This window comes from Mobilicoccus pelagius NBRC 104925, assembly GCF_000247995.1.
Lineage (GTDB): Bacteria > Actinomycetota > Actinomycetes > Actinomycetales > Dermatophilaceae > Mobilicoccus > Mobilicoccus pelagius.
Window position 1 is genome coordinate 43,023 of sequence record NZ_BAFE01000075.1, and the last position, 25,095, is coordinate 68,117.

Genomic DNA, 25,095 nt, shown 5'->3' on the forward strand with positions numbered 1-25,095 from the left:
GCTCCAGACCCCCGGGAGGGTTCACCTGTGCTCACCGCGTTCGTCCGTGCCTTCAAGACGCCGGACCTGCGCCGCAAGATCCTGTTCACCCTCATGGTGATGGCGATCTTCCGGCTCGGCTCGTTCATCCCCACCCCCGGCGTGAGCTACACGGACGTGCAGAAGTGCGTGCAGACCGGCGGGGCGCAGGACAACCAGTTCCTCGGCATGGCGAACCTCTTCAGCGGTGGCGCCATGCTGCAGCTGTCGATCTTCGCGCTGGGGATCATGCCGTACATCACGGCCAGCATCATCATCCAGCTCCTCACCGTCGTCATCCCGCGGTTCGAGACCCTCAAGCAGGAGGGTCAGTCGGGCCAGGCGAAGATGACGCAGTACACGCGTTACCTCACGATCGGGCTGGCCCTGCTGCAGAGCTCGACGTTCGTCACGTTCGCCCGCAACCCCGGCCACCTCTTCGGTGGCGGTTGCGAGCAGGTGCTCGTCGACGAACACTGGACGACCCTGACGCTCATCGTGCTCACGATGACGGCGGGCACTGGCCTCATCATGTGGATGGGTGAGCTCATCACCGAGAAGGGCGTCGGCAACGGGATGTCGCTGCTCATCTTCACGTCGATCGTCGCGGGCTTCCCCGGCTCGCTGTGGTCGATCAAGCAGCGCGGCGGCAGCTGGGACGTCTTCTTCATCGTCATCCTCATCGGTCTGCTCATCATCGCGGCCGTCGTGTTCGTCGAACAGTGTCAGCGCCGCATTCCCGTGCAGTACGCGAAGCGGATGATCGGGCGCCGCATGTACGGCGGCACGTCCACGTACATCCCGCTCAAGGTCAACCAGGCGGGCGTCATCCCGGTCATCTTCGCGAGCTCGATGCTCGCGCTGCCGGGCCTCGCGGTGCAGTTCCAGCAGGGCAACCCCGACCCGCCCGGGTGGGTCACGTGGATCTCGCAGAACCTCGTCCGCGGCGACCACCCGGTGTACATGGTCGTCTACACGGCACTCATCATCTTCTTCACGTTCTTCTACGTCTCGATCTCGTTCAACCCCGAGGAAGTGGCGGACAACATGAAGAAGTACGGGGGATTCATCCCCGGGATCCGCGCCGGTCGTCCTACGGTGGAGTATCTCAGCTACGTGCTCAATCGCGTCATCGTCGTGGGTGCCACCTACCTGGCGCTCATCTCGCTGATTCCGCTCATCGCGTTCGCCGGCCTCGGGGCGTCCCAGGACTTCCCGTTCGGCGGCACGTCGGTGCTCATCATGGTGGGTGTCGGCCTCGAGACGGTGAAGCAGATCGAGTCGCAGCTGCAGCAGCGCCACTACGAAGGGTTCCTACGCTGATGCGACTCATCATCCTCGGTCCGCCCGGTGCCGGTAAGGGCACGCAGGCCACGCGTATCGCCGAGCAGTACTCGATCCCGGCGATCTCCACGGGAGACATCTTCCGTGCCAGCATCAAGAACGAGACCGAGCTCGGTCTCAAGGTCAAGGAGTTGCTGGCCGCCGGCCAGTTCGTCCCCGACGACATCACGAACTCCATCGTCGAGAACCGTCTCGCCGAGGCGGACGCGGTCGACGGGTTCCTCCTCGACGGCTACCCGCGGACGACGGACCAAGTGCGTGCGCTCGACGAGATGCTGGCGAAGAACGACACCGCCCTCGAGAAGGTCGTCGAACTGGTCGTCGACGTCGAGGAGGTCGTCGCCCGTCTGCTCAAGCGCGCCGAGATCGAAGGTCGTGCCGACGACACCGAGGACGTCATCCGTGAGCGCATGCGCATCTACGCGGAGGAGACGGCTCCGCTGTCCGACACGTACCGGGAGCGCGGCCTGCTCGTCGAGGTCGACGGCATGGGTGACATCGACGAGGTCACCCAGCGGATCTTCGCGGCATTGGTCGCCTGATCGTGTGGTCGCCCCCGTGGCCGGAGAGGCTCGTCCCGCGTCGTCCTGACGACGTCCGGGCGATGCGTGTCGCAGGCATGGTCGTCGCCGAGACGCTCGCCGCCGTCGAGGCGGCGGTGCGGCCCGGCATCACCACCGGAGAGCTCGACGCTCTCGCGGAGGCCTGCATCCGATCGCGGGGGGCCCGACCCTCGTTCCCCGACGTGCCGGACTACCGGCACACGCTGTGCATCAGCGTCAACGACGAGGTCGTCCATGGCATCCCGGGTGGGCGCACGCTCCTCGCCGGTGACGTCGTGAGCGTCGACTGCGGTGCGAGCGTCGAGGGGTGGCACGGCGACTCGGCCATCACGGTCGTCGCCGGCGGGCCGGAGGCGGCCCGTCCCGAAGATCTGGAACTCGTCGCCGCGTGCACCGACGCGCTGTGGGCGGGGATCGGTGCGTTCGTCGTCGGCGGGCGGCTCTTCGACGTGGGAGAGGCGGTCGAGGAGTCCGTCGAGACGTCCGCCGCGCAGGCAGGGCGTGCCCCCTACGGCATCCTCGAGGGGTACGAGGGCCACGGCATCGGTCGTGAGATGCACGAGACGCCGGGCGTCCCCAACGTCGCCGTCCAGGCGCGTGGGCCCCGCATCCGGGCCGGCGCCACGGTCGCCATCGAACCGATGATCACCCTCGGCACGGCCGAGGGGCACACCCTCACCGACGGCTGGACCGTCGTGACGACCGACGGTTCGCGTGGCGCCCATGTGGAGCACACCGTCGCCGCCACACCCGAGGGGCCCTGGGTGCTCACCGCAGCCGACGGCGGGCGCGCCGAGCTCGCCAGCCGCGGTCTTCCCTGCGGCGCGCCCCGTTGACGCGCGGGCCGCACGCCGCCGAGGTCCCGGGTGCGACCTGCGCACCCGTTTGGGCGTGTGCTGCTCACCGGGGCGATTCGTCCCGCGAGCATCCCGTGCATTAGACTGTCGAGTCGGCTCAGGTATGTCGTCGTACCCGTGTGCCCCGGACTTGTCCGGGGTCGTCCACCTTCGGTGGGTCACCTTCGGGTAAGGGTGCGACACGGGCCGAGATTCCCCGCCCGTCCGGGAGGGGGTCGACGGGTCACCGTCGACACGGCATACGCCCCGAGCAGGGGCAGTCAGGGATTGCGGAGGACATGGCCAAGAAGGACGGCGTCATCGAGGTCGAGGGCACGATCGTCGAAGCCCTGCCCAACGCGATGTTCCGCGTTGAGCTGAGCAACGGACACAAGGTGCTCGCTCACATCTCGGGCAAGATGCGTCAGCACTACATCCGGATCCTCCCCGAGGACCGTGTGCTGGTGGAGCTCAGCCCGTACGACCTCACCCGCGGCCGCATCGTCTTCCGCTACCGCTGAGACCCCCCGCCACCGGCAACCGTCGGTGGTACCGAACATCCCTCCGGGGACGGTCCACGCCTCGTCGCGGCCCGTGCACGGAGGACCGATCTGAAGACGGCAGGCACATGAAGGTTCAGCCCAGCGTCAAGAAGATCTGCGACAAGTGCAAGGTGATCCGCCGTAACGGTCGGGTCATGGTGATCTGCGAGAACCTGCGCCACAAGCAGCGCCAGGGCTGATCACCTCACCACGCACCACCCGCTGATCCCGACGCGAGACAGCATCACGCTTCACCCGGCCCCGGACCACACGGTCCGGACGTCACCCCCGGCTCGGAGGCCGGGGACCGGGCGCTCTCCGAGCGCATCCGGAACGGTGAGGCCCCATACCTCCGAGTGACCACAGGAGAACCACCTCAATGGCACGTATTGCCGGAGTCGACCTCCCGCGCGAGAAGCGCGTCGAGATCGCTCTCACCTACATCTTCGGCGTGGGCCGTACCCGCGCGAAGGAGGCTGTCGAGGCCACCGGCATCGACACCGCCACGCGCGTCCGTGACCTCACCGAGCAGGACCTGGTCAAGCTCCGCGACTGGCTGGACGAGAACGTCCAGACCGAGGGTGACCTTCGTCGTGAGATCGCCGCCGACATCCGCCGCAAGGTCGAGATCGGCAGCTACCAGGGTCTGCGTCACCGTCGCGGCCTCCCGGTCCGTGGCCAGCGCACCAAGACGAACGCGCGCACCCGCAAGGGCCCGAAGCGCACGGTCGCCGGCAAGAAGAAGGCGGGCAAGTGACGCTCGACTGACGTCGACCGTCACGGGCGAGTCCATCGGCCAGCCCGATGCTCACCGCCTTCGACACGTCCGAGACTCCGCGAGCGGTTCCCGCCGCGAACGCCGGACAGCCGGGGCTGCAGCCTCCGGACACCCACGCATTCGAAGATTCGTAGGAAAGAGAATTCATGCCTCCCAAGAGCAGGACGGCCGGTGGCGCCAAGAAGGTGCGCCGCAAGGAGAAGAAGAACGTCTCCCACGGCCACGCGCACATCAAGAGCACGTTCAACAACACGATCGTGTCCATCACCGACCCCTCCGGGGCCGTGATCTCGTGGGCCTCCGCCGGCCAGGTCGGTTTCAAGGGCTCCCGCAAGTCCACCCCTTTCGCCGCGCAGATGGCTGCCGAGGCCGCCGCCCGCCGCGCCATGGAGCACGGCATGCGCAAGGTCGACGTGTTCGTCAAGGGTCCCGGCTCCGGTCGTGAGACCGCGATCCGTTCGCTCACCGCCACCGGCCTCGAGGTCGGCGCGATCAGCGACGTCACGCCCATGCCGCACAACGGCGTCCGCCCGCCCAAGCGCCGTCGCGTCTGAGCGATCGAGAGGACTGAACACACATGGCTCGTTACACCGGCCCCATCACCAAGAAGTCCCGTCGTCTCAAGGTCGACCTCGTCGGCGGGGACAAGAACTTCGAGAACCGCCCGTTCCCTCCCGGACAGCACGGCCGCGGCCGTATCCAGGAGAAGGAGTACCTCCACCAGCTGCAGGAGAAGCAGAAGGCCCGCTTCACCTACGGCGTCATGGAGAAGCAGTTCCGCAACTACTACGAGGAGGCCGTCCGTCGGCCCGGCAAGACCGGTGAGGTCCTGCTGCAGATCCTCGAGTCGCGTCTGGACAACGTCGTGTACCGCGCGGGCCTGGCCCGTACGCGTCGCGCCGCCCGCCAGCTCGTCACGCACGGCCACTTCATGGTCAACGGCAAGCGCGTCGACGTGCCGAGCTACCGCGTGAGCCAGTACGACATCATCGACGTCCGCCCCAAGAGCCGTGAGCTCTTCCCGTTCGAGCTGGCCCGCCAGACGTTCGGTGAGCGTCCGGTCCCGGCGTGGATGAAGGTCGTGCCCGGCACGCTGCAGATCCTCGTCCACCAGCTCCCGGTGCGTGAGCAGATCGACACGGTTCTCACCGAGCAGCTGATCGTCGAGCTCTACTCGAAGAACTGATTCGTCACCCGTGGGCCCGGTCGTCTTCGGCCGGGCCCACGGTGCACGACATCTCGGCCTGCCGGTGCGGACAGAGGCATCGGCGGGCGGTCGGCCCAGGCCGGCCGGATTTCACGAGCATCAAATAGCGGGTGCTCGTGGGAAGGAAGAATTCAGTGCTCATCGCACAGCGTCCCGTCCTCTCCGAAGAGGTCATCTCCCCGGCGCGGTCGCGGTTCGTCATCGAACCGCTCGAGCCGGGTTTCGGGTACACCCTCGGTAACTCCCTGCGTCGCACGCTCCTGTCGAGCATCCCTGGCGCGTCCGTGACGAGCATCCGCATCGACGGTGTGCTCCACGAGTTCTCCACGATCCCCGGGGTCAAGGAGGACGTCACCGAGATCATCCTCAACATCAAGGGTCTCGTCGTCAGCAGCGAGCACGACGAGCCGGTCGTCATGTACCTGCGCAAGCAGGGTCCCGGCCCGGTCACCGCTGCGGACATCGCACCGCCCGCCGGCGTCGAGGTGCACAACCCGGACCTCCACATCGCGACGCTCAACGACAAGGGCAAGATCGAGATGGAGCTGACCGTCGAGCGTGGCCGTGGCTACGTGTCGGCGCAGCAGAACAAGGCCGGCGACCACGAGATCGGTCGCATCCCGGTCGACTCCATCTATTCGCCCGTGCTCGCCGTGACCTACAAGGTCGAGGCGACGCGTGTCGAGCAGCGCACGGACTTCGACAAGCTCGTCATCGACGTCGAGACGAAGAACTCGATGGCGCCGCGTGACGCGCTGGCCTCGGCCGGCAAGACGCTCGTCGAGCTGTTCGGTCTGGCGCGGGAGCTCAACGTCGAGGCCGAGGGCGTCGACATGGGTCCGTCGCCGACGGATGCGGCGCTGGCCGCCGACCTGGCGCTGCCGATCGAGGACCTCGACCTCACGGTGCGGTCCTACAACTGCCTCAAGCGCGAGGGCATCCACACCGTGGGTGAGCTCGTGGGGCGCAGCGAGGCCGACCTGCTCGACATCCGCAACTTCGGTGCGAAGTCGATCGACGAGGTCAAGGCCAAGCTCGTCGGCATGGGTCTGGCCCTCAAGGACAGCCCGCCCGGGTTCGACCCGTCCGCCATCGCGGACCGGTACGACGAGGACGAGGACAACGCGTTCGTCGAGGACGAGCAGTACTGACCGATCAGTGACTGGCCGCGTACACGCGGATCGGTCAGCGACCATCACAGGAGAAACTCATGCCTACCCCCACCAAGGGACCCCGTCTCGGAGGCGGCCCGTCTCACGAGCGCCTCATGCTCGCGAACCTGGCGACGGCACTGTTCGAGCACGGCCGTATCCAGACGACCGAGACGAAGGCCAAGCGTCTGCGTCCGATCGCCGAGCGTCTCATCACGTTCGCCAAGCGCGGTGACCTGCACAGCCGTCGTCGCGTCATGGCGACGATCCGTGACAAGGGCGTCGTGCACGTCCTCTTCACCGAGATCGCCCCGGCGATGGCCGAGCGTCCGGGTGGTTACACCCGCATCACGAAGGTCGGCAACCGCAAGGGCGACAACGCCCCCATGGCGGTCATCGAGCTCGTGCGTGAGCCCTACTCGCCGAAGCAGGCCACGGTGAAGGAGGCGGAGGCCGCCACCAAGCGCTCCGCCGCCGACGAGGCCGCGGCGAAGTCGGCGGACGAGAAGTCCGAGGCCGTCGAGCCGGAGATCGCCGAGGCCCCCGTGGCAGCCGGCCCGGCCGGTGCCGAGCTCCCCGCCGAGGGCGAGGGCGTCTCGGACGAGGCGGCCGAGGCCGCCGTGTCGGACGCCGACAAGGCCTGACGTACCCCGTCGCCGACAGCGGCGCATCTCCGGTTTCCCGGGGGCGCGCCGCTGTCGCGTGTGCGGGGCCGTGTCCGGGGCTCCTGGGGGTGGGTCGGGAGTGTGCGGCGGTGGGGGCGGCGAGGGGTTCGTGCCTCCCGTCGGGTGGTGGACGTGCCTGTGTGAGCGGGCCGATCGGCGGGCGGGCGCGGATGGGTTCGACGACGTCCGATGGGCGTGGGGGAGAGGATTAAGCTGAGAGCAACTGGACGGGTGACGGGAGAGTGTGATGGGTGCGTGGTGGGCCGGCCGTAGGGCGGGTGTCGTCGGTGGCGTCGTCGCCGCCGCGATGGCGTGCGCCCCCGCGGTGGCCGTTCCGTCGGCGTCCGCGGTCACGCCCGGCCCCGAGATGGCGTCGGCCACACCCGCCGCCTCCGACCGTAAGAGCCCGTCCTTCTCCGACCGTGACGTCGCGAGGATGCTCGGCAAGGGCGCGGACGACGTGTCGTTCTCGGTGCGCGACCGCGGCACGGGGGAGACGTACACGTACAACGGCGGGTTCCGGAACACGACGGCGAGCATCGTCAAGGTCCTCGTGCTCACGACGATCGTCCGGGAGCGGCGCGAGGACGGGCGGGGTCTGTCCTCGAAGCAGCGGGCCCTCGCCGAGCGGATGATCCGGTACAGCGACAACGACGCGACGACGTCGCTGTTCTCGCAGGCCGGTGGGCGTGCGGCCGTGCAGCGCACCGCAGACGATCTCGGCATGACCCGGACGAAGGTCAAGGGCGCGTGGGGGACGACGACGACCAGCGCGGCCGATCAGCGTCTGCTCATGGACAAGCTCGTCGACGGGACGCCGCACCTCGAGAAGCGCGACCGCGCGTACATCCTCCAGCTCATGGGGCGGGTCACGCCGGAGCAGCGGTGGGGCGTGGGCAGCGTGCCCAAGGGGACGCGCGTCGCCGTGAAGAACGGGTGGCTGCCGCTCGAGCCGCGCGGGTGGCGCATCAACAGCATCGGCAGCGTCAAGGGCGACGGGCGTGACTACACGCTCGCGATCCTCAGCTACGACAACGGCTCGATGGAGTCGGGCGTCGAGCGGGCGCGCAAGGTGTCGGAGTACGTCTGGAGGACGCTGGGATCCTCCGCGGACGTCGCATCCGAGGGGGCGACGCCGTCGGGGAGGCGTCCGACGCCGTTCTGGATCCGTCGCGGTGCCGCGCTGCCGCCGCACCCGATCGTCTGACGTGCGCGTCCGTCTCGACTTCGCCTACGACGGCACGGACTTCTCCGGCTGGGCGGCCCAGCCGGGTCTGCGCACGGTCGAGGGGGAGCTGACTGCCGCGCTCGGGCGCATCCTCCGGGCCGACCCGGCCCCGTCGCTCACGGTCGCGGGACGCACGGACGCGGGTGTCCATGCGCGGGGGGCGGTCGCCCACGTCGACGTCGAGGAGGAGGCGTGGAACGCGCTGCCCGGACGGTCGGACCTTGCCCCGGAGGCCGCCGCGGTGCGGCGCCTCGCAGGCGTTCTGCCGAGCGACGTCGTCGTGCGGCGTGCGCGGGTGGTGGCGGAGGACTTCGACGCGCGGTTCTCCGCGCTCACGCGCCAATACTCCTACCGCATCTGCGACGCGCCCGAGCTCCTCGATCCGTTGCGGCGGCGCGACACCGTGACGGTGCGGCGTCCCCTCGACGTCGACGCGATGGACGTGGCCGCGCGGTCGCTGTGCGGGCTGCGGGAGTTCGCGGCGTTCTGCAAGCGGCGGGAGGGTGCGACGACGGTGCGGACGCTGCTCGAGTACTCGTGGCGGCGTGAAGGGCATCTCGTCGTGGGGACGGTCGTCGCCGACGCGTTCTGCCACTCGATGGTGCGGGCTCTCGTCGGGGCGGTCGTGCCCGTGGGTGAGGGGCGTCGGCCCGTGGAGTGGCCGGCGCAGGTGCAGGAGCGCGCCGAGCGGGACCCGGGCGTCACGGTGATGCCGGCGCACGGGTTGTGCCTCGAGGAGGTCACGTACCCGAGCGACGAGGATCTCGCGGCGCGGGCCCGCACGGCGCGGGCGATCCGCATGCTGCCGGGGGAGTGAGGCGCCCTCGGGTCCTGGCGGCCAGGGGAGCATCGCGCGGCGGTCCTCGGCGATGGAGCTGTGGCTGCTCGTGCCGCCGTCGACGGTGAGGACCTGGCCGGTGACGTACCGGGATTCGTCGGAGGCGAGGAAGAGCATCGCGTGGGATGTCCTCGGGGTCGCCGATGAAGGGCAGGACGTTGTGGCTGCGGATCTGCTCGATCATGTGGATGTCGAGGTTGTCGCGCAGGGCGGGCGTCATGAGCGCGCCGGGCGCGACGGCGTTGCAGCGGACGTGTCTGGGGCCGTACTGGGTGGCGATGTACTCCGTCATGCGGATGACGGCGGCCTTGGCGGTGCCGTAGGCGAGCTGGAGGAGACTCGCCGCGCCCGTGATCACCGCGACCTTGTTCTCCAACCTGCCCAGCGGCCCGTCCTCACCGTGGGCCACCGACCCCCGGTGGATCCGGAACTCACCGTGACACGCTGGTCCGACAGTCTTTCCCCGGCAGGGTCAGAGGGCGACGGCGGAGGCGGCGTAGAGGTCGGACGGCATCGCGTGGGCGAGCCGCCACGTGATCGCCATCGGCTTTTCACCGATGTGGCTCACATACGTCGCGGGGCCGAGGAACGTGTACGGCTCCGTCCCGAACTCGCCCTGTCGTTCGTGGCGGACGAAGAGCAGAACGTTGCTCGTGCCGTCGCGATACCGCTGTCCGGTGGGCGACTCGGCGCGGGTGGTCGACTGCGACTCCCAGTGGAAGAGGGTCGGGCTGATGGGGTAGTCGCGGTAGAGCGTCGAGGGGGAGTAGTCGGCCTCGGATTTCGTGAGCGTGACGAAGAAGGCGTCGACCTCCTCACCCCCGACCGTCGTGTGGAGCACGCCCTCCTGGAAGTAGCTCGGCTTCTTCTGCAGTGTCCCGTAGCCGAGGGCGGCGAGAACCTCCTCGCGGGAGTAGCGGGCGTGGATCTGGAGGCCGGTCGTCGCGAGTGGCCCCTCCAACGGGACGAGGGATCTGCGGCTCGTGTCGAACGTGAGGTCGACGACCTGGCGTAGTTCGTCCCGGAGTGCGAATTCCGCCCGGAGCGCTTCGAGGCCCTCGTCGTAGGAGGTGAATCCGCCACCGTCGGGCCACAGCGAGAAGAAGAGCATGCGGGCGAGGTGCTGCTCGACGTCGGTGAGCTCGTCGTAACGGGGCGCCTGTGCGAGGACCCTGCCGTAGGCCTTCGCGCGGACGGGGTCGTCGATGTGGGCCATCGTGCGCACCCGGCGGGTGAGGCGTGTCTCCACCGGGGTCGCGTCGCCGGGCAGCAGACCCGCCTCTCGGCGCAACGACGTCCAGGATTTCGTGCCGCGCAGCACCTGGGGGAGGTCGATGCCCGCATCGGTGAGGAAGGCGCGCAGATCGTCGGTGGGGCGGGCGCGGAGTTCGTCGCGAAGGTGGGGCCATCTCATCGCGACGTGAGTGCGGATACTGCGCAGCACCTCGTCCTGGGCGACCCGGTCGAGGACGATCTGGCAGCCGGAGGGCAGGAACGGGAAGCCCTTCTCGACGTCGCGGGCCAATCGCCCGCGGGGTGCGCCGGTGAGGGCGCGGAACCGGAGGTCGGCGCGGAACTCGGCGCGGTGGTGGCCGACGAAGTCGAGGGCGGTGAGCACCGCCTTGCCCTCCGCCAGGCGCAGGCCGCGGCCGAGCTGCTGGAGGAACAGGGTGGCGCTCTCGGTGGGGCGCAGGAACAGGACGGTGTCGACCTCGGGGATGTCGACGCCCTCGTTGAAGAGGTCGGCGGTGAAGATCGCCTGGATTCGCCCCGCGCGCAGAGCGGCGATGGCGGTTTCACGGTCGAGGCGCGGTGTCTGTCCGGTGACGGCGACCGCGGCGAGTCCCCGGGCACGGAAGACCTGCGCCATGTACTCCGCGTGCGCGACGCCGGCGCAGAACCCCAATGCACGCATGGTGTGCGGGTCGGTGACCTTGTCCTCCACCTGCCGCAGCACGAGGCGGGCGCGTGCGTCGTTGCCGGTGTACAGCACATCGAGGGCGGCGTCGGAGTAGCGGCCCGCGCTCCAGTCGACGCTCGTGAGGTCGGTGCCGTCGGCGATGCCGAAGTAGTGGAAGGGCGACAGGAGGTTCTGGCCGATCGCGTCCCACACACGGATCTCGGCGGCGGTGCGCCCGTCGAACCAGGCACGGATGTCGGTGCCGTCGGTGCGTTCCGGCGTCGCGGTGAGGCCGAGGAGTTCCCGGGGCGCGAGGTGCTCGAGCAGGCGGCGGTACGTCGGGGCCTCGGCGTGGTGGAACTCGTCGACGACGACGATGTCGAACGCGTCGGGTTCCAGGCCGGCGATTCGTGAGGCCAGGGTCTGCACGCCGGCGAAGACGTGCTTCCACTGCGTGGGGACGTGCCCGCCGACCCAGAGCTCGCCGAACATGCCGTCGGCGAGGACCTCGCGGTAGGTGCGCAGCGACTGGTCGAGGATCTCCTTGCGGTGGGCCACGAACAGCAGCGAGGGGCGGTCCGCCGCGGGTGCGGTGCCGGCGAGGCGGCGGTAGTCGAGGGCCGCGACGACCGTCTTGCCGGTGCCCGTCGCCGCGACGACGAGGTTGCGATGTCGGTCGTGCAGGGTGCGTTCGGCGTCGAGCGCGTCGAGGATGCCCTGCTGGTGCGGGTACGGCCGCACGTCCAGTCCCGAGACGAGCAGCGAGGCGGGGGTCTGTCCGCCGGCGGCGCGTAGGGCGAGGGCCAGGCGCTCGCGGTCGGCCTCGTCGTCGGGGTCGTACGGCGCGTATTCGTCGGAGTGCCAGTACGTCTCGAACGTGGCGGCGAATTTCTCGAGCAGCGTGGGCGTCGCTGTCGAGAGCCGCACGTTCCACTCGGCGCCGTCGACGAGCGCGGAGACGGTGAGGTTGGACGAGCCGACGTACGCCGTGTCGAACCCGCTGTTCCGGCGGAACAGCCACCCCTTGGCGTGCAGGCGGGTGCGGCGCGGGTCGTACTGCACCCGGACCTGCGCGCCGTAGTCGCGGGCCAGGCGGTCGAGGGCCTTCTGGTCGGTGCTGCCGAGGTACGTCGTCGTGATGACCCGGAACGGGACCCCGCGCTCGCGGAGCCGTTCGAACTGCTGTTCCAGGGTGCGCATGCCGTGCCACTTGACGAACGCGCAGATGAGGTCGACGCCGTCGCACGTGTCGAGCTCGGCCTTGATCTCGCTGCCCAGGCTCGGATCGCCGTGAGCGTTCGTGAGGAGGGCGACGTCGGCCAGGGGAGTGCTCGGCCGGACGCCGGCCGGGTAGCCCGCGGGACGTCCCGGCACCACCGGTCGGGTGAGAGCGAGGAGCCGGCGTACGCCGTCCTCCGGGATCTCGTCGGTCGCCTGCAGGAGGTCGAGCACCTCCCGCACCGTGGCGAGTCGCGCGGCCTCGTCGGAGTCACCGGGGGAGCGGAGCGACCGCAGGATCGCCCGCCCCACGTGTCGGGCGAGCACGTCCGCCTGGTCCGCCTGATCGACCGGCTCGATCGTCGGCGTGAGCTCCGCCTGCTGCGCGAGGCGCTCGAGCAAGGCCCTCGTCACCACCGAATCGTGGAGACCCTCACTCAACCCGGCGTCATCGCTCACGCCGGCAGGGTCTCGCGGGGAGCCGGCGGGGGTCAACAACCATGTGCTCCACGGTGTCTCCGCCCGCCGCTGAGCGGCACACCCCGTCGAGGAGCGCAGGAGCCGGCCCCTCGACAAGGTGAGCTCCACGTCTGCTCGCGAATGTGCAGTCCGCCGGGGTCCAAGGTGCCGTAGCCTGCGCCACGGGTCGAACACCCGTGTGCCGCCGTAGGACTGGTACGAGCGCTCAGGACGAGTGCCTCGATGCCGACCGGGCCACTGTTCAACGGGACGACCCGCATCTCGGAGACCCACTTTCGTCGGCGTCGTGCTGCCAGAGGCGTGCGCCGTGCCAGGAGGCACCCATGGAATCCCACGGACCGCGTCGTCTGACCAGTCTCGCCCTCGCGCTCGCCGCGTCCGGCTCCTTCGCGATGGCCGTTCCGGCTGCGGCCCAGACCACCACGGTCCGGACCACGAGGGCCACTACGGTCACGGCCGTCACCACCGCTGCGCCTCGGACCTCCGCAGGCAAGACTGCGGCTCGCTCGGTGTCCCGCGAGAAGGCGAACGCACTCAAGGCCGCGCGTCAGTACCTGGCGATGGGCCCGTTCTCCAAGCGGGGCCTCCATAACCAGCTCACATCGCGATACGGCAGCCAGTTCAGCAAGGCTGCCGGAACGTACGCCGTGAACAACGTCAAGGCCAACTGGAACGCGCAGGCCGTGCGGGCAGGGCGCGTCTACCTGGAGATGGGTCTGAGCCGCGAAGAGGTGCGCCAGCAGTTGAAGTCTCCCTACGGCGAGAAGTTCACGAAGGCCGAGGCCGACTACGCACTGAGGCACCTGCCCCGCTGACTCTCCGGCTGAGGGTGTCATCGCCCACGAGGCGGCAATGACCACGTGGGTATGCGTGCGCAGGTCTGGAAGAAGGTTGATGTGGCCGAGACTTGCGGGCGATCGGGCGGGAGGAGCTTCTGTTGCCCGGTGATGGTCATACCTCGGGCGGCGTCGACTCTCCGAGCGGCCCCACGAGTGGTCCGGGTCAGTGGCTCGTTGACGTCGAGGACGAGACCTCGGATGCCCGTGATGCCGAAGCCTGAGAGACGTGCGGTGTGCTTGTCGAGGTAGGAGCTGGCCTGCTCCTCGCTGTCGAAGAGGTAGACCCCACCCGCGATTCCCTCGGTGCGGTGTTCCGTCCACACCTTCCACCGCAGGCCGGGCTCGCCGGCGATGTGCTCGGCGAGCTCGGCGAACGCCTCCGACATATCCTCACCCCACGGTCGGGACTGCTGCAGCATCAGGTGGCATCTGACCGGGCTGGCCTGCGGGGCCGGCTGGGAGGATGGATGTCATGGTCAAGCCCTACCCACGGGAGTTCCGCGAGGATGTCGTGCGCGTCGCCCGCAGTCGTGAACCTGGGGTGACGTTGGATCGGATCGCGAAGGATTTCGGGATCCACGAGGTGACGTTGTCGAACTGGATGCGTCAAGCCGATATCGAGGACGGCAACCGTCCCGGCGTCACCGCGACCGAATCGGCCGAACTTCGGGATGCTCGGCGCCGGATTCGACTGCTGGAACAAGAGAACGAAGTGCTTCGCCGCGCAGCGGCCTATCTGTCGCAAGCGAACCTGCCGGGAAAATGATGTTCCCGCTGGTCCGTGACCTTGCCGCGGACGGGATTCCGGGCGTCGTCTGCAGTCCGTTCCGCCGAGGATGGGGCCTGTATGCCCAGGAGACGACGAAAGAGGGCGTTGAGGTCGTGCACACCTTGGGTGCGACGGGTCGGGTCGGCGGCGATCCACGACGCGTAGGCGATGACCATGCCGTGAGCGGCTCGGGCTACGGCTGCAGGGTCGGCGGCGGGATGCCCGATCCCCGACTCGGCGAGGCCGCGTACGTATCGGGCGGTCCGACGTAGGGGATGTTCGGAGAGCTCCTCCCACAGCGTGCCCATCTCCGCGTCGTGGTGGGCGCGTGACTCGATCACGTCGAGCATGCGCAGGTTGCGGATGCGGGCGTCCAGGAAAGCCTCCATCGAGCGGGCAGCGACATCGATCGGGTTCTCCACTTGGACCGGCATGCGTTGGCTGGCGAGGAGGTCGTCCCTGACCTCGCGTGCGACCGCACCCAACGCATCGTCCAGAGAGGCGAAATAGACGTAAAACGTCGCTCGGGAGACCTGGGCCTCCTGGGTGACCGCGGCGACGCTGGCACCTTCGATGCCGTCCCGTTCGAACACCCCGCGCGCGGCGCGCAGTAACTCAGCGTGCCGGTCGGTGTCGTGTCGGTCCCGTCGCGCGCGTGTCGCCCATTCCGCCATACGTCCATTCTCTTGACGTTGACACTGGTGTCAACGCATAGTGGCGACAGTCACGACCCGATGTCGAAGGAGACGAAGGTGTCGAATGTCCTGGTAGCCAACCGCGGTGAGATCGCCGTGCGGATCCTGCGCGCCGTACGTGCCTCGGGCCGGCGGGGTCTCGCGTTTCGTACGGCCGACGAGCCTCACGCGCCGCATGCGCGGCTGGCCGACGCCGTCGTCGACCTGCCAGGCCGTGGGCCGCAGGCCTATGTCGACGTCGAAGCGGTCATTGACGCAGCGGTAGCCTCCGGCGCGGACCTGCTGCACCCCGGATACGGGTTCCTCAGCGAGTCCCCTGAGCTGGCCGGCGCCTGCAGCAAGGCGGGGATCGGATTCGTGGGGCCCTCACCTGGAGCCCTCGCCCGCCTCGGCGACAAGGCATCCTGCAGGTCGCTGGCTCGATCTCTGCAGCTGCCGGTGGCTCGCGCCGCGGATGACGCCGAGGCGGGATTGGAACTGTTGGCCTCCCTGCCCGCCGGAGGGCGTGTCATCGTCAAGGCGGTTGCCGGCGGCGGTGGGCGGGGAATTCGCTTCGCCTCGGATGCGGCAACGCTGACATCGGCGATTCAGGAAGCCTCTTCCGAGGGGCGGAAGGTCTTCGGCGACGGCAGGATCGTCATCGAAGAGGTCATCACCGGCGCCCGCCACATCGAGGTGCAGATCGCCGGTGACGGGCATCAGGTGGTGGCCCTGGGTACCCGCGACTGCTCGTTGCAGCGTCGACGTCAGAAGGTCGTCGAGATGGCGCCGGCTCTGCTGTCGGCCGACATGCGGGACCGGATCGTGTCCGCCGCCGAGACACTGGTCGGGGCGGTCGGTTACGTCGGCCTGGCCACCGTGGAGGTCTTGGCCACCGATGACCGGTTCGTCGTGATGGAGGTCAACCCGCGTCTGCAGGTCGAACACACGGTCACGGAGGAGGTGACCGGGCTGGACCTGGTGCGTGGACAGTTGGAGTTGGCCTGCGGGGCTTCGCTGGCCCAGGCGGGACTGCTGCCTGTTCCCGAACGGGGAGTCGCCATCGAGGCACGAGTCAACGCCGAGACCGTCCTATCCACCGGCGAGGCCTACCCCACCGCGGGGACCGTGGGCGCGGTGGAATGGCCCACCGGGCCGGGGGTGCGCCTCGACACCCACGTGCGCGCCGGCGTGGAGATCAACGGGCAGTTCGACCCACTCCTGGCAAAGATCATCGTCCACGCCCGCGACGACCAGGGGGCCCTCGAAGGGCTCCGCACGGCGATGGCCGACACACGCCTGGAAGGTGTCACCACGAACCTGGCTTGGTTGCAGGCACTGTTGGGAGAGCCCGAGGCGGGCCCAGGGCGTGCGCGCACGACGACGGTGGATGAGCTCGCCGCCTCCCTCGCCGACCGAGCCGTCGTCCCTGACGTCTCGACGGATGGCCCGGCCCGTGGCGACCGTACCGGCGAGGGGGTCCTCACCTCCCCCATGCCCGGGGTGCTCACCGGTTACGAGGTTGCCCCCGGTGACATCGTGACGGCTGGAGCGCCCGTAGCCGTCGTGGAGGCCATGAAGATGGAACACGTCCTGAGGGCCCCGGTCTCCGGCACCATCACGACTGTCCACTTGGCGCCGGGAGAGCCGGTGACGGCAGGGACGCCGGTCCTGGAACTGGCTCCGCACGATGTCGATGACACCGGCCACTGCGTCGAGGAGCAGGTGGATCTCGACGCCGTCCGGAACGACTTGCAGCTGGTGCTCGACCGCCACGCTGCGACCCTTGACGAGGGCCGCCCCGAGGCCGTCGCCAAACGCCGCAAGAGCGGGCACCGCACCGCCCGAGAGAACATCGCCGACCTCATCGATCCCGACTCGTTGCGGGAGTACGGGGCGCTGGCGGTCGCCGCGCAACGCCGTCGCCGCAGTCCAGAAGAACTACGCCAGTCCACTCCCGCCGACGGAATCATCACAGCCACCGCCACTCTGAGCGGCGCCCCGATCGCCGTCCTCGCCTACGACTACACCGTCCTGGCCGGCACCCAGGGATACCTCAGCCACAAGAAGACCGACCGCATGCTCGAGCTCGCCCGCGATCGTGGATTGCCGGTCGTGTTGTTCGCCGAAGGCGGCGGTGGTCGCCCCGGCGACACCGACACCACCGTGGTCTCCGGACTGGACGTGGAGACGTTCTCCACGATGGGCTCGCTGTCGGGGCACGTGCCTACGGTCGGGATTGCCGCCGGTCGCTGTTTCGCCGGAAACGCGGCCCTGCTGGGCTGCTGCGACGTCGTCGTCGCCACGCAGGACGCCACGATCGGGATGGGAGGACCGGCCATGATCGAAGGCGGTGGTCTGGGTACCTTCCGGCCCGAAGAAGTCGGGCCCGCGCCCATGCACGCCCGCCAAGGGGTCGTCGATGTCCTCGTCCATGACGAAGCGCAGGCCGTGCAGGTCGCCCGCCGCTACATCGACCTCCTGACCGATCGGGAACGCCCCGGTGAAGCCCCCGATCAGAGGCGGCTGCGTCACCTCATCCCCGAGAACCGCAAGCGTGCCTACGACGTCGCCGACGTCGTCACCGCCCTGTGTGACGAAGGCTCCACCCTGGAGTTGCGTGAGCAGTTCGGAACCTCTGTGCGGACCTACCTCGCGCGCATCCAGGGGACCAGCGTCGGGGTCGTCGCCAACGACCCCCGTCACCTGGGTGGAGCGATCGATGCCGACGCCGCCGACAAACTCGCCCGATTCCTGCAGCTGTGCGACGCGCACCGGCTACCGGTCGTATCACTGTGCGACACCCCCGGCTTCATGGTCGGCCCCGACGTCGAACGCACCGCCACCGTGCGGCACTTCGCTCGGGTGTTCGTCACCGGCGCCCGCCTGCGGATGCCGTTGGTGTGCCTGATCCTGCGCAAGGGCTACGGCCTCGGCGCTCAAGCCATGGCCGGTGGCAGCTTCCGTCGCCCCACAGCAACCCTGGCATGGCCCACCGCAGAGATCGGCGGGATGGGCCTGGAAGGAGCCGTGCGCCTGGGGTTCCGGCGCGAACTCGAGGAAGCCCCCGACGAGAAGGCCAAGGCTGAACTGTTCGACACCCTGGTCGCGCGCATGTACGACCAGGGGCGCGGCGTCAATGCCGCGGAAGTGTTCGAAATCGACGCCGTCATCGACCCGATCCACACTCGAGCGTGGATCCACAGCGCAATCCAAACCCCCATTCCTCCCGAGACCGGCCACCGCCCGATCGACACCTGGTGAAGGACCCCGCCATGGACCTGCAGACCTACCTTGAAGACGTCCGCGCCCGCCAAGGCGCCGCCCGCCCCGCCGACACTCCCAGCGGTGTGATCTACCCACTGGGGGAACTCACCCTGCCCGGCTACGTCGCCCAGTGGGCGGCCCGCCGACCCGACCGGGCCGCGATCGTATGCGGGGCCACCCGCCTCACTTACGCCCACCTGCACCAACAGGCCAGGGCCGTCGCCGCAGGAATGCAGCAGGCAGGCGTGCAGCGCGGCGATCGCGTCGGGATCCACCTGCCCAACCGCCCCGAGTTCATCGTGGCCGCATTGGCTGCTCTGCGCTTGGGTGCGGTGTTCGTGCCCGTCAACCCGATGTTCCGCCCCCAAGAGCTCGCCCACGAACTCACCGACAGCGGCGCCAAGTTCCTCATCACCCTCGACGTGCTCACCCCCATCGTGGATGCCGTCCGCAGCGATGTCCCCGACCTGCACACCGTCGCCGTCGTCGGTGACCCCATCGAAGGTGCCCTCGCCTGGGAGGATCTCACCGCCACCGATCCTGGCGACCTGCCGGACATGGGCGACCTGGACTCCCTCGCCGCTCTCAACTACACCGGCGGCACCACCGGCCTGCCCAAGGGCTGCGAACACACCCAACGCGACATGATCTACACCGGCGCGACCGCACTCGGCGCAAGCGGGGAGATCGAGACCGACGACTTCGTGGCCCTGTGCTATCTGCCCATCTTCTGGATCGCCGGAGAGGACCTCGGCTTCCTCATGCCGATCATGGCCGGCGGCACCAGCGTCCTCATGAGCCGGTGGGACGCAGGCGCCGCCCTCGACCTCATAGAGGCAGAGAGGGTGACCATGATGGTCGGCACCGTGGAGAACTACCTCGAACTGATCCAGCGTGAAGACATGACCGCTCGCGACCTGTCCAGCCTGCGCGACCCCGCCGCGGTGTCGTTCATCCGCAAACTCGACCCCCAGATCCGACACCTCTGGCGCGAGGCCGCCGGGTCGACGCTGCGCGAAGCGGCCTACGGCATGACCGAAACCAACACCATGGATGCCACCGCCTACGGCATGGCCGAGCACGACCGCGACCTCAACGAAGAACCCGTGTTCTGCGGAGTCCCCGTTCCCGGCACCGACATCGTCATCCGCGACTGGGCCACCGGCGAGCTCGTCCCCCTCGGGCAAGACGGGGAGATCCATGTCAAGAGCCCCTCGGTGATGAGCGGATACTGGCGCAACCCGCAAGCCACCGCCGAGCAACTCCGTGACGGGTGGCTGCGCACGGGTGACAGCGGGCGACTCGACGAGAACGGGTGCCTCCACTACCTCGGACGCCGTAAGGAACTCATCAAGGTCAAGGGGATGAGCGTCTACCCCGCAGAGATCGAGATGGTCCTTGCGCGCATGGACGGCGTCGCCTCCTGCGCCGTGGTCCCCTCCCCGGACCCCGCCAAGGGTGAGATCCCCGTCGCGTTCGTCACCGCCAATCCGGGCGCCACCATCGCCGCCGACCGCCTCCAAGCCCAGGCCGCCGAACAGCTGGCCCCTTACAAGGTTCCCCGGGTCGTGATCCTCGAGTCCTTCCCCATGACCGCCACCGGCAAGATCCGCAAGGTTGAACTCCAGGAACGAGCAGCAGAATCCGGCGCCTGACCTGCCGGCCCGCTCCTCCAAGACGGACCAGTGCCGTCCTTGGGTGCGCTGGTGGTGTCGGTCGAGGACATGGTCTCGTCGTCGCAGGCAGCGGGCGATGCCACGGTGGGGCGACGTTCTCGTCGAGGCTCGCGGAGTCGGCGCCGTTCCCACTGGGCTCGTGACCCTGCCTGGCACGCCACGAGTTCATGACGAGGCATGGGACTGCTGCAGGGCCGGGCGACAGTCGACCAACTGGATGAGCTGCTTGCCGAGACGAGTGACGTGTCTGTGGGGCGCGGGCGCGTCCGGTAACTCCACACGCCAGGGGCGGAGAGGGCGTCCGGATCGGCCACGCCCTCCGATGACGGGCAATCCAGGCCACAGCCAGGGCGCCCCGTTCCCCACCTGCTGGCGAATTCCCATGGCACGATGGCCGAGTGGGGTTGGTAGATGGGGGAGTGGGGGAGCTCGAGGGCATCGCGCCGGGCTCGCTCGTCGTCGTGCGTGACGAGGAGTGGGTGGTCACGCAGGTGGCGCAGACGCGTGACGGCGTGCTCGTTACTGCGCAGGGGTTGGGGGAGCTGGTCGCGGGGTCGACGGCGCAGTTCTACTCCGAGCTCGACGACATCCGCCCGTTCGATCCGCGGGGCACCCGCGTCGTGGCCGACGCATCTGCGAACCACCGGCGGGCGCGGCTGTGGCTGGAGGCCACGCTGCGCAAGACATCGCTGCCGATCGACGACGACCGCCTCGCGGTGACGGGTTCGATGCTCGCCGACGCACTCGACTACCAGCGCGCCGCCGTCCGCAAGGCCCTCGACCCCGAGACGCTGCGCCCTCGCATCCTGCTCGCCGACGCGGTCGGCCTGGGCAAGACCCTCGAGATCGGCATGAGCCTCTCCGAACTCGTCCGGCGTGGCCGGGGTGAGCGGATACTCGTCGTCACGCCCCGCCACGTTCTCGAGCAGATGCAGCACGAGCTGTGGTGCCGGTTCGCGTTGCCGTTCGTGCGGCTCGACTCCGTCGGCATCCAGCGCGTCCGCCGCCGGCTGCCCGCCACCCGTAACCCGTTCGGGCTGTACAAGCGGGCGATCATCTCGATCGACACGCTCAAGAACGACCGCTACCTCGCGCACCTGCGCAAGCACCGGTGGGACGCCGTCGTCATCGACGAGTCGCACAACATCACCAACTCCGCGACGCAGAACAACCGCCTCGCGAACGTGCTCGCGCCCCAGACCGACGCGCTCATCCTTGCCAGCGCCACCCCGCACAACGGCAAGCGGGAGTCGTTCGCCGAGCTCGTCCGCCTCCTCGAACCCACCGCCGTCACGCCCGAGGGCGACATCGACGCCGGCGAGCTTGACCGCCTCGTCATCCGCCGGCACCGCCACTCGCCCGACGTCGCCACGGCCGTCGGCGGCGACTGGGCCGAACGGCAGCCGCCGCACAACCGACTCGTGTCCGCCTCGCCCGAGGAGGACGCCATCGCACAGGAGCTCGCCGACCACTGGCTCTACGCCGCCCGACCCACCACACGCCCCGCCACTCCGGGGAGCGGCCGTTCCGCGGACGCCCTCTTCGGCTGGACTCTCCAAGGCGTTCCTCTCGTCCCCGGCGGCGCTCGCGGAATCGGCGCGCAACCGTCTCGCCCGGGCGAGCGGCATGTCCGTCGACGATCGCGCGTCGCTCGAGCGGCTCGCCGACCTGGCCGCGGCGTCCACCACCGGCAAGTACGCGGCGCTGCTCGAGGAGTTCCGCCGCATCGGCATCGGCAAGTCGTCGCCGGAGCGGGTCGTCGTCTTCGCCGAGCGGGTCGCGACCCTGCACTGGCTCCGCGACCGCCCCACGCGCGACCTCGGCATGAAGCCGAACCAGGTGCCGAGCCCGGCCGCATCGCCACCCACTCAGGCAGCGGACTTTCTTCGTCCACTCTCTGCCGTTTGGGGCCCGAAAACGAGTCACGGTTTTTCAATTCGCCGCAACCATTCTAGGTGCAGCCCGCCGATGCGAAAGGAAGTATGATGAAGATCACTAATTTCAAGGTGTCGAAGTATCGTTCTATTACCACAAGCAAAACCCTGGATCTTCAGGGTATGTCCGTCTTGGTGGGGCCCAACAACGAGGGAAAGTCCAACATTCTGAGAGCATTGGTCGTGGGTCTTGAGTCAATTCAGCAGGCGGGGACTCAGACTAAGGCAGCGCGGCGGGCGCCACTGGGCTCGTTCATGTATAGAAGTGACGATTTTGAGCGATACCGCTGGGAGAGAGATTATCCGCTCGCCCTGCAGGATAAGGAGCCCAATTCATCGAGTACATTTGAGTTTGAGTTCGAGTTGAATGAGAGGGACAAAGAGGACCTTAAGGAGTCGACAGGCCATTCGCTCAACGAGACCCTTAAGATCCGGGTTCTCTTGAAGCGTGGAGGCGCGGCTGAGATCAAGGTTGTCAAAAGGGGCCCAGCGAACGCGGCCATAAATGCAAATGTGGCGAAGATATGCGACTTGATCCAGCGTCGAGTCCGCGTGGAGTACGTCTCCGGTGATAGGACTTCGGAAGAGACGTTGAGGTTAATCCGAAGGGAGGCGGTGGGGGCCCTAGCTGAAGTGTCAGCTTCGCAGGAATATCGGGATTTGCTTAATCGCCTGAAGGGGCTCTCCGAGCAGGCGCTGGCGCCCCTCCAGGGCAGACTCAACGACGAGATGCAAGATCTCGTTCCGGGGGTGCAAAATGTTGAAATCTCTGTCTCCCGATTCACGGAACAAGTGCATCGGCGGGACTTCGATGTCTCGATAGATGACGGCAGTAACACCCTGCTTTCCATGAAGGGTGATGGAATCCAGAGCCTGACCGTAATTGCGCTAATTAGGGCCTTGGCCAAGAGGAGTGAAGACGTCACCTATATCATGGCCATCGAAGAGCCTGAGGCGCGCCTTCATCCGCAGGCGGTACGGCGGCTCCATCTGAAACTGCAGGAATTCGCGGAAGAAGATCAGGTTATTATCACCACCCACAGCCCTGTTCTGGTTAATCGCGAGGACATTTCCGCCAATATCCTAGTCAGTCGCAACACTGCCGGGCCAGCGCGATCTCTAGAGTCAATTCGCACCAGTCTAGGTGTCGAACTCCCGGACAACTTGCTGTCCTCCGACTTGGTCGTACTGACGGAGGGGTCGTTCGATTCTGAAGTGTTGTCTACTGTCCTTTCTCGAGCCTCTCAATCTATTGGTCGCGCGCTCAGTGCGGGGCGATTGTCGTTTGCTGATTCAGGGGGCTGTTCGAATATCCATTATCAAGCTCGTCTACAGCGGGACGCTCTGTGCAGGATTCATGTCGTTCTTGATTCCGATAAGGCTGGCAGGCAGGCTGCGGAAAAGCTGCGCAGAGAACCGTGGTTCCTTGATCGAGACCTCACTTTTCTTGTTCGGCCGGATGCTGATGGGACGGAACTGGAGGACCTCTTCTCCGAGGATGACCTGGCAGGGATGATCGCCGACGAATTTGGGGTGGATATTGATCTATACGACGCTAACCCGCGCCATGATTTCTCGACTCGAATGGGGAATCGTTTTAGGGCTGCTGGTAAGGTGTGGGATTCGTCAATGGAGAACAACTTGAAGTGCCGGGTTCGTGATCTGGCGTGCGCTCGCGATAGAATACAACCTGTCGAAGAGGTCCGGCCGCTCATTTCCAATCTGGTGTCCGATATTGAAAGAAAGCTTGCATTGCGAGTCGAAAGGTGACCGCATATGGTGTCGTGGTCCGAGTGCGTGACGTTCCTCCGGAGGTAGCCGCCGCTCTTGCGGCCGATCCACTGCCCGACACGCTCTTTCTCGCCGGCGGGTCCGCTACCGAATAACTGGCTTCAAAAGCACGGCTTGAGGCGGTAGATGAGGTCGCCACACGCCGGCACAGGCCTACGGCGGCACGAGCACGGTGGTGACGACGGCGTCGGCGCGGCGCAGCGTCGCCATGAGGTCGGCGTCGGGCTCGCCGCGGTCCGACATCGTCGAGCCTGTGGCTTGTCGTCAGGGACTGATGCACGGATAGGTGTCACATGGCGAGGTCAGCCGGTCAGTGCCTCACCTGCTTCGGTGAGCATTCTATCCAGGACTTCGGCGGGTGTGTCGAAATCGAGGGTTTGTCGGGGTCGGCCGTTCAGGAGGTAGGCGACGTTGTCGAGGTCGGTTTGTGAATGGATGGACAGGTCGGTGCCCTTGGGGAAGAACTCGCGTAGGAGTCCGTTGGTGTTTTCGGGCTCTTCCCAGACGAGGGTGTAGGTGCCGTGTTCACCTGAGCCCTGATCCACCGTCCGGATTCTGTGCTTCGGCTCGGGGGTGAATTTTGCTGCTCGTGTGGAATTGGGCGTGGTGGATCTGCCGGTCTGTACCGGCTTTTCCACGTGAGGGTCTTTCGAGGGTTGGGCCGCGGGGCGGCGGGTGGTCAGGACACGGCGGGGACGGGTGGTCCGGTGGCGGTCTCCCAGAGCGAGGTCCACGCGGTCTGCCAGGGCCATTGGGCGGGTAGGTGCAGCACGAGGTGTCTGTCCCGTTCCGGGGTTAGTGGAGGCTCGGTTCTGACGCCTCGACGGTAGCCGGGGCGGGGTTCTGGGCGTAGTAGGTGGTCTCGTACTCGACGGGTGGGACCAGGCCGATCTGTCCGTGCAGGCGTCGGTGGTTGTACCAGTCGATGTACTCAGCGACGGCGATCTCTAGGTCGTCGATGGTCTTCCAGGGACCGCGGTTTCGGACGAGCTCGGCCTTGAAGATCGAGTTGAATGCTTCGGCCATCGCGTTGTCGTAGGAGTCGCCCGTCGATCCGACCGAGGCGACCGCGCCGACCTCGGCAAGGCGTTGGGTGTAGCGGATGGCGACGTATTGAACTCCCTTGTCCGAGTGCGCGATCACGCCCGTCGTGGGCTGCCCGGCATGGTCCCGGGTCCACAACCCCATCTCGAGGGCGTCCAACGCCAGGTCGGTGCGCAAGCTGGTCGACAGCTGCCAGCCCACGACCCGCCGCGAGCACAGGTCCAGCACGAATGCCGCGTACACCCAGCCGGCGAAGGTCCGGCAATAGGTGATGTCTGCGACCCACACCCGGTTCGGGGCCGACGCGATGAACTGCCGCTGCAGCAGGTCAGG

The 25,095-nt window shown here is 67.8% G+C and carries 23 protein-coding genes and 1 pseudogene; 18 read left to right on the forward strand and 6 right to left on the reverse strand.

The features are described 5' to 3' along the window. Positions 1-27 precede the first annotated feature (27 nt). The 12 genes from secY (at position 28) to truA (ending at position 9,149) form a co-directional block, all read left to right on the forward strand. A complete protein-coding gene (gene secY, locus MOPEL_RS11470; RefSeq protein ID WP_009483075.1) occupies positions 28-1,341 on the forward strand; it encodes a preprotein translocase subunit SecY in 1,314 nt (437 codons plus the stop codon). Further along, on the forward strand, positions 1,341-1,904 hold the full coding sequence (locus tag MOPEL_RS11475) for an adenylate kinase (protein ID WP_009483076.1): 564 nt from the start codon (positions 1,341-1,343) through the stop codon (positions 1,902-1,904). Before secY ends, MOPEL_RS11475 begins: the two co-directional genes overlap by 1 nt. Before the next feature lie 2 nt (positions 1,905-1,906). Further along, a complete protein-coding gene (gene map / locus MOPEL_RS11480) occupies positions 1,907-2,761 on the forward strand; it encodes a type I methionyl aminopeptidase (protein ID WP_040634228.1) in 855 nt (284 codons plus the stop codon). A gap of 299 nt (positions 2,762-3,060) precedes the next feature. Further along, positions 3,061-3,282 (forward strand): translation initiation factor IF-1, encoded by a 222-nt coding sequence (gene infA, locus MOPEL_RS11485; RefSeq protein WP_009483078.1) that lies wholly within the window; start codon positions 3,061-3,063, stop codon positions 3,280-3,282. Between the two features lie 107 nt (positions 3,283-3,389). Beyond that, positions 3,390-3,503, forward strand: coding sequence for a 50S ribosomal protein L36 (rpmJ, locus tag MOPEL_RS11490; protein ID WP_006592630.1), 114 nt, complete (start codon positions 3,390-3,392; stop codon positions 3,501-3,503). Between the two features lie 179 nt (positions 3,504-3,682). Next, positions 3,683-4,060 carry a 30S ribosomal protein S13 gene (gene rpsM, locus MOPEL_RS11495; RefSeq protein WP_009483079.1) on the forward strand — a complete coding sequence of 126 codons (378 nt, stop codon included), beginning with the start codon at positions 3,683-3,685 and terminating at the stop codon, positions 4,058-4,060. A 167-nt stretch (positions 4,061-4,227) separates the two neighbouring features. Continuing rightward, entirely contained in the window at positions 4,228-4,635 is a 408-nt protein-coding gene (rpsK, locus tag MOPEL_RS11500) for a 30S ribosomal protein S11 (protein WP_009483080.1), read from the forward strand. A 23-nt stretch (positions 4,636-4,658) separates the two neighbouring features. Then, positions 4,659-5,267, forward strand: coding sequence for a 30S ribosomal protein S4 (rpsD, locus tag MOPEL_RS11505; protein WP_009483081.1), 609 nt, complete (start codon positions 4,659-4,661; stop codon positions 5,265-5,267). Between the two features lie 155 nt (positions 5,268-5,422). Continuing rightward, positions 5,423-6,439, forward strand: coding sequence for a DNA-directed RNA polymerase subunit alpha (locus MOPEL_RS11510; protein ID WP_009483082.1), 1,017 nt, complete (start codon positions 5,423-5,425; stop codon positions 6,437-6,439). A gap of 59 nt (positions 6,440-6,498) precedes the next feature. Then, entirely contained in the window at positions 6,499-7,083 is a 585-nt protein-coding gene (gene rplQ / locus MOPEL_RS11515) for a 50S ribosomal protein L17 (protein WP_009483083.1), read from the forward strand. A gap of 268 nt (positions 7,084-7,351) precedes the next feature. After that, positions 7,352-8,311, forward strand: coding sequence for a serine hydrolase (locus tag MOPEL_RS16090; protein ID WP_009483084.1), 960 nt, complete (start codon positions 7,352-7,354; stop codon positions 8,309-8,311). A gap of 1 nt (position 8,312) precedes the next feature. Then, entirely contained in the window at positions 8,313-9,149 is an 837-nt protein-coding gene (gene truA, locus MOPEL_RS11525) for a tRNA pseudouridine(38-40) synthase TruA (RefSeq protein ID WP_009483085.1), read from the forward strand. Here the strand turns inward: truA and MOPEL_RS19010 are convergent. Both MOPEL_RS19010 and MOPEL_RS11535 read right to left on the reverse strand, forming a co-directional pair. Then, positions 9,073-9,462 carry an SDR family oxidoreductase gene (locus MOPEL_RS19010; protein WP_373279739.1) on the reverse strand — a complete coding sequence of 130 codons (390 nt, stop codon included), beginning with the start codon at positions 9,460-9,462 and terminating at the stop codon, positions 9,073-9,075. The two genes, truA and MOPEL_RS19010, sit on opposite strands and share 77 nt — an antisense overlap. Before the next feature lie 180 nt (positions 9,463-9,642). Beyond that, a complete protein-coding gene (locus tag MOPEL_RS11535) occupies positions 9,643-12,729 on the reverse strand; it encodes a DEAD/DEAH box helicase (protein ID WP_040634235.1) in 3,087 nt (1,028 codons plus the stop codon). A gap of 362 nt (positions 12,730-13,091) precedes the next feature. On the opposite strand from MOPEL_RS11535, the gene MOPEL_RS16095 reads away from it, so the two are divergent. Next, positions 13,092-13,583: an Ltp family lipoprotein gene (locus tag MOPEL_RS16095; protein WP_009483088.1), complete on the forward strand. Its 492-nt coding sequence runs from the start codon at positions 13,092-13,094 to the stop codon at positions 13,581-13,583. A 17-nt stretch (positions 13,584-13,600) separates the two neighbouring features. On the opposite strand, the gene MOPEL_RS16755 is transcribed toward MOPEL_RS16095, so the two are convergent. Continuing rightward, positions 13,601-14,026 (reverse strand): monooxygenase, encoded by a 426-nt coding sequence (locus MOPEL_RS16755; protein ID WP_009483089.1) that lies wholly within the window; start codon positions 14,024-14,026, stop codon positions 13,601-13,603. A gap of 53 nt (positions 14,027-14,079) precedes the next feature. Between MOPEL_RS16755 and MOPEL_RS16760 the strand changes: the two genes are divergently transcribed. Further along, a complete protein-coding gene (locus tag MOPEL_RS16760) occupies positions 14,080-14,373 on the forward strand; it encodes an IS3 family transposase (RefSeq protein WP_009483090.1) in 294 nt (97 codons plus the stop codon). Here the strand turns inward: MOPEL_RS16760 and MOPEL_RS11550 are convergent. Then, a complete protein-coding gene (locus tag MOPEL_RS11550; protein ID WP_009483091.1) occupies positions 14,340-15,050 on the reverse strand; it encodes a TetR/AcrR family transcriptional regulator in 711 nt (236 codons plus the stop codon). The genes MOPEL_RS16760 and MOPEL_RS11550 overlap by 34 nt on opposite strands. A gap of 60 nt (positions 15,051-15,110) precedes the next feature. On the opposite strand from MOPEL_RS11550, the gene MOPEL_RS11555 reads away from it, so the two are divergent. The 4 genes from MOPEL_RS11555 to MOPEL_RS16765 all read left to right on the forward strand — a co-directional run bounded on the left by MOPEL_RS11555 (position 15,111) and on the right by MOPEL_RS16765 (position 23,697). Next, entirely contained in the window at positions 15,111-18,314 is a 3,204-nt protein-coding gene (locus MOPEL_RS11555; RefSeq protein WP_141631321.1) for an acetyl-CoA carboxylase family protein, read from the forward strand. Positions 18,315-18,325: 11 nt separating this feature from the next. Further along, positions 18,326-19,972, forward strand: coding sequence for an AMP-binding protein (locus MOPEL_RS11560; protein WP_009483093.1), 1,647 nt, complete (start codon positions 18,326-18,328; stop codon positions 19,970-19,972). Positions 19,973-20,391: 419 nt separating this feature from the next. After that, complete coding sequence (locus tag MOPEL_RS11565) at positions 20,392-21,948, forward strand: DEAD/DEAH box helicase (protein ID WP_245544772.1); 1,557 nt, start codon at positions 20,392-20,394, stop codon at positions 21,946-21,948. 27 nt (positions 21,949-21,975) lie between these two features. Further along, positions 21,976-23,697 (forward strand): ATP-dependent nuclease, encoded by a 1,722-nt coding sequence (locus tag MOPEL_RS16765; RefSeq protein WP_083841843.1) that lies wholly within the window; start codon positions 21,976-21,978, stop codon positions 23,695-23,697. Between the two features lie 323 nt (positions 23,698-24,020). Here the strand turns inward: MOPEL_RS16765 and MOPEL_RS16770 are convergent. Together MOPEL_RS16770 and MOPEL_RS11570 are read right to left on the reverse strand one after the other, a co-directional pair. Continuing rightward, positions 24,021-24,209 (reverse strand): annotated as a pseudogene (locus MOPEL_RS16770) (transposase); the annotation flags it as partial. Between the two features lie 304 nt (positions 24,210-24,513). After that, the coding region (locus MOPEL_RS11570; protein WP_009483097.1) for an IS3 family transposase at positions 24,514-25,095 on the reverse strand (582 nt) is incomplete at its 5' end.

Bases quoted from the DNA above. Each gene is read 5' to 3' on its own strand.
- MOPEL_RS11475 (WP_009483076.1), top strand. From the start codon at position 1,341: ATGCGACTCATCATCCTCGGTCCGCCCGGTGCCGGTAAGGGCACGCAG.
- infA (WP_009483078.1), top strand. From the start codon at position 3,061: ATGGCCAAGAAGGACGGCGTCATCGAGGTCGAGGGCACGATCGTCGAA.
- rpmJ (WP_006592630.1), top strand. From the start codon at position 3,390: ATGAAGGTTCAGCCCAGCGTCAAGAAGATCTGCGACAAGTGCAAGGTG.
- rpsM (WP_009483079.1), top strand. From the start codon at position 3,683: ATGGCACGTATTGCCGGAGTCGACCTCCCGCGCGAGAAGCGCGTCGAG.
- rpsK (WP_009483080.1), top strand. From the start codon at position 4,228: ATGCCTCCCAAGAGCAGGACGGCCGGTGGCGCCAAGAAGGTGCGCCGC.
- rpsD (WP_009483081.1), top strand. From the start codon at position 4,659: ATGGCTCGTTACACCGGCCCCATCACCAAGAAGTCCCGTCGTCTCAAG.
- rplQ (WP_009483083.1), top strand. From the start codon at position 6,499: ATGCCTACCCCCACCAAGGGACCCCGTCTCGGAGGCGGCCCGTCTCAC.
- MOPEL_RS16090 (WP_009483084.1), top strand. From the start codon at position 7,352: ATGGGTGCGTGGTGGGCCGGCCGTAGGGCGGGTGTCGTCGGTGGCGTC.
- MOPEL_RS19010 (WP_373279739.1), bottom strand. From the start codon at position 9,462: ATGACGGAGTACATCGCCACCCAGTACGGCCCCAGACACGTCCGCTGC.
- MOPEL_RS16095 (WP_009483088.1), top strand. From the start codon at position 13,092: ATGGAATCCCACGGACCGCGTCGTCTGACCAGTCTCGCCCTCGCGCTC.
- MOPEL_RS16755 (WP_009483089.1), bottom strand. From the start codon at position 14,026: ATGCTGCAGCAGTCCCGACCGTGGGGTGAGGATATGTCGGAGGCGTTC.
- MOPEL_RS16760 (WP_009483090.1), top strand. From the start codon at position 14,080: ATGGTCAAGCCCTACCCACGGGAGTTCCGCGAGGATGTCGTGCGCGTC.
- MOPEL_RS11550 (WP_009483091.1), bottom strand. From the start codon at position 15,050: ATGGCGGAATGGGCGACACGCGCGCGACGGGACCGACACGACACCGAC.
- MOPEL_RS11555 (WP_141631321.1), top strand. From the start codon at position 15,111: ATGTCGAAGGAGACGAAGGTGTCGAATGTCCTGGTAGCCAACCGCGGT.
- MOPEL_RS11560 (WP_009483093.1), top strand. From the start codon at position 18,326: ATGGACCTGCAGACCTACCTTGAAGACGTCCGCGCCCGCCAAGGCGCC.
- MOPEL_RS16765 (WP_083841843.1), top strand. From the start codon at position 21,976: ATGATGAAGATCACTAATTTCAAGGTGTCGAAGTATCGTTCTATTACC.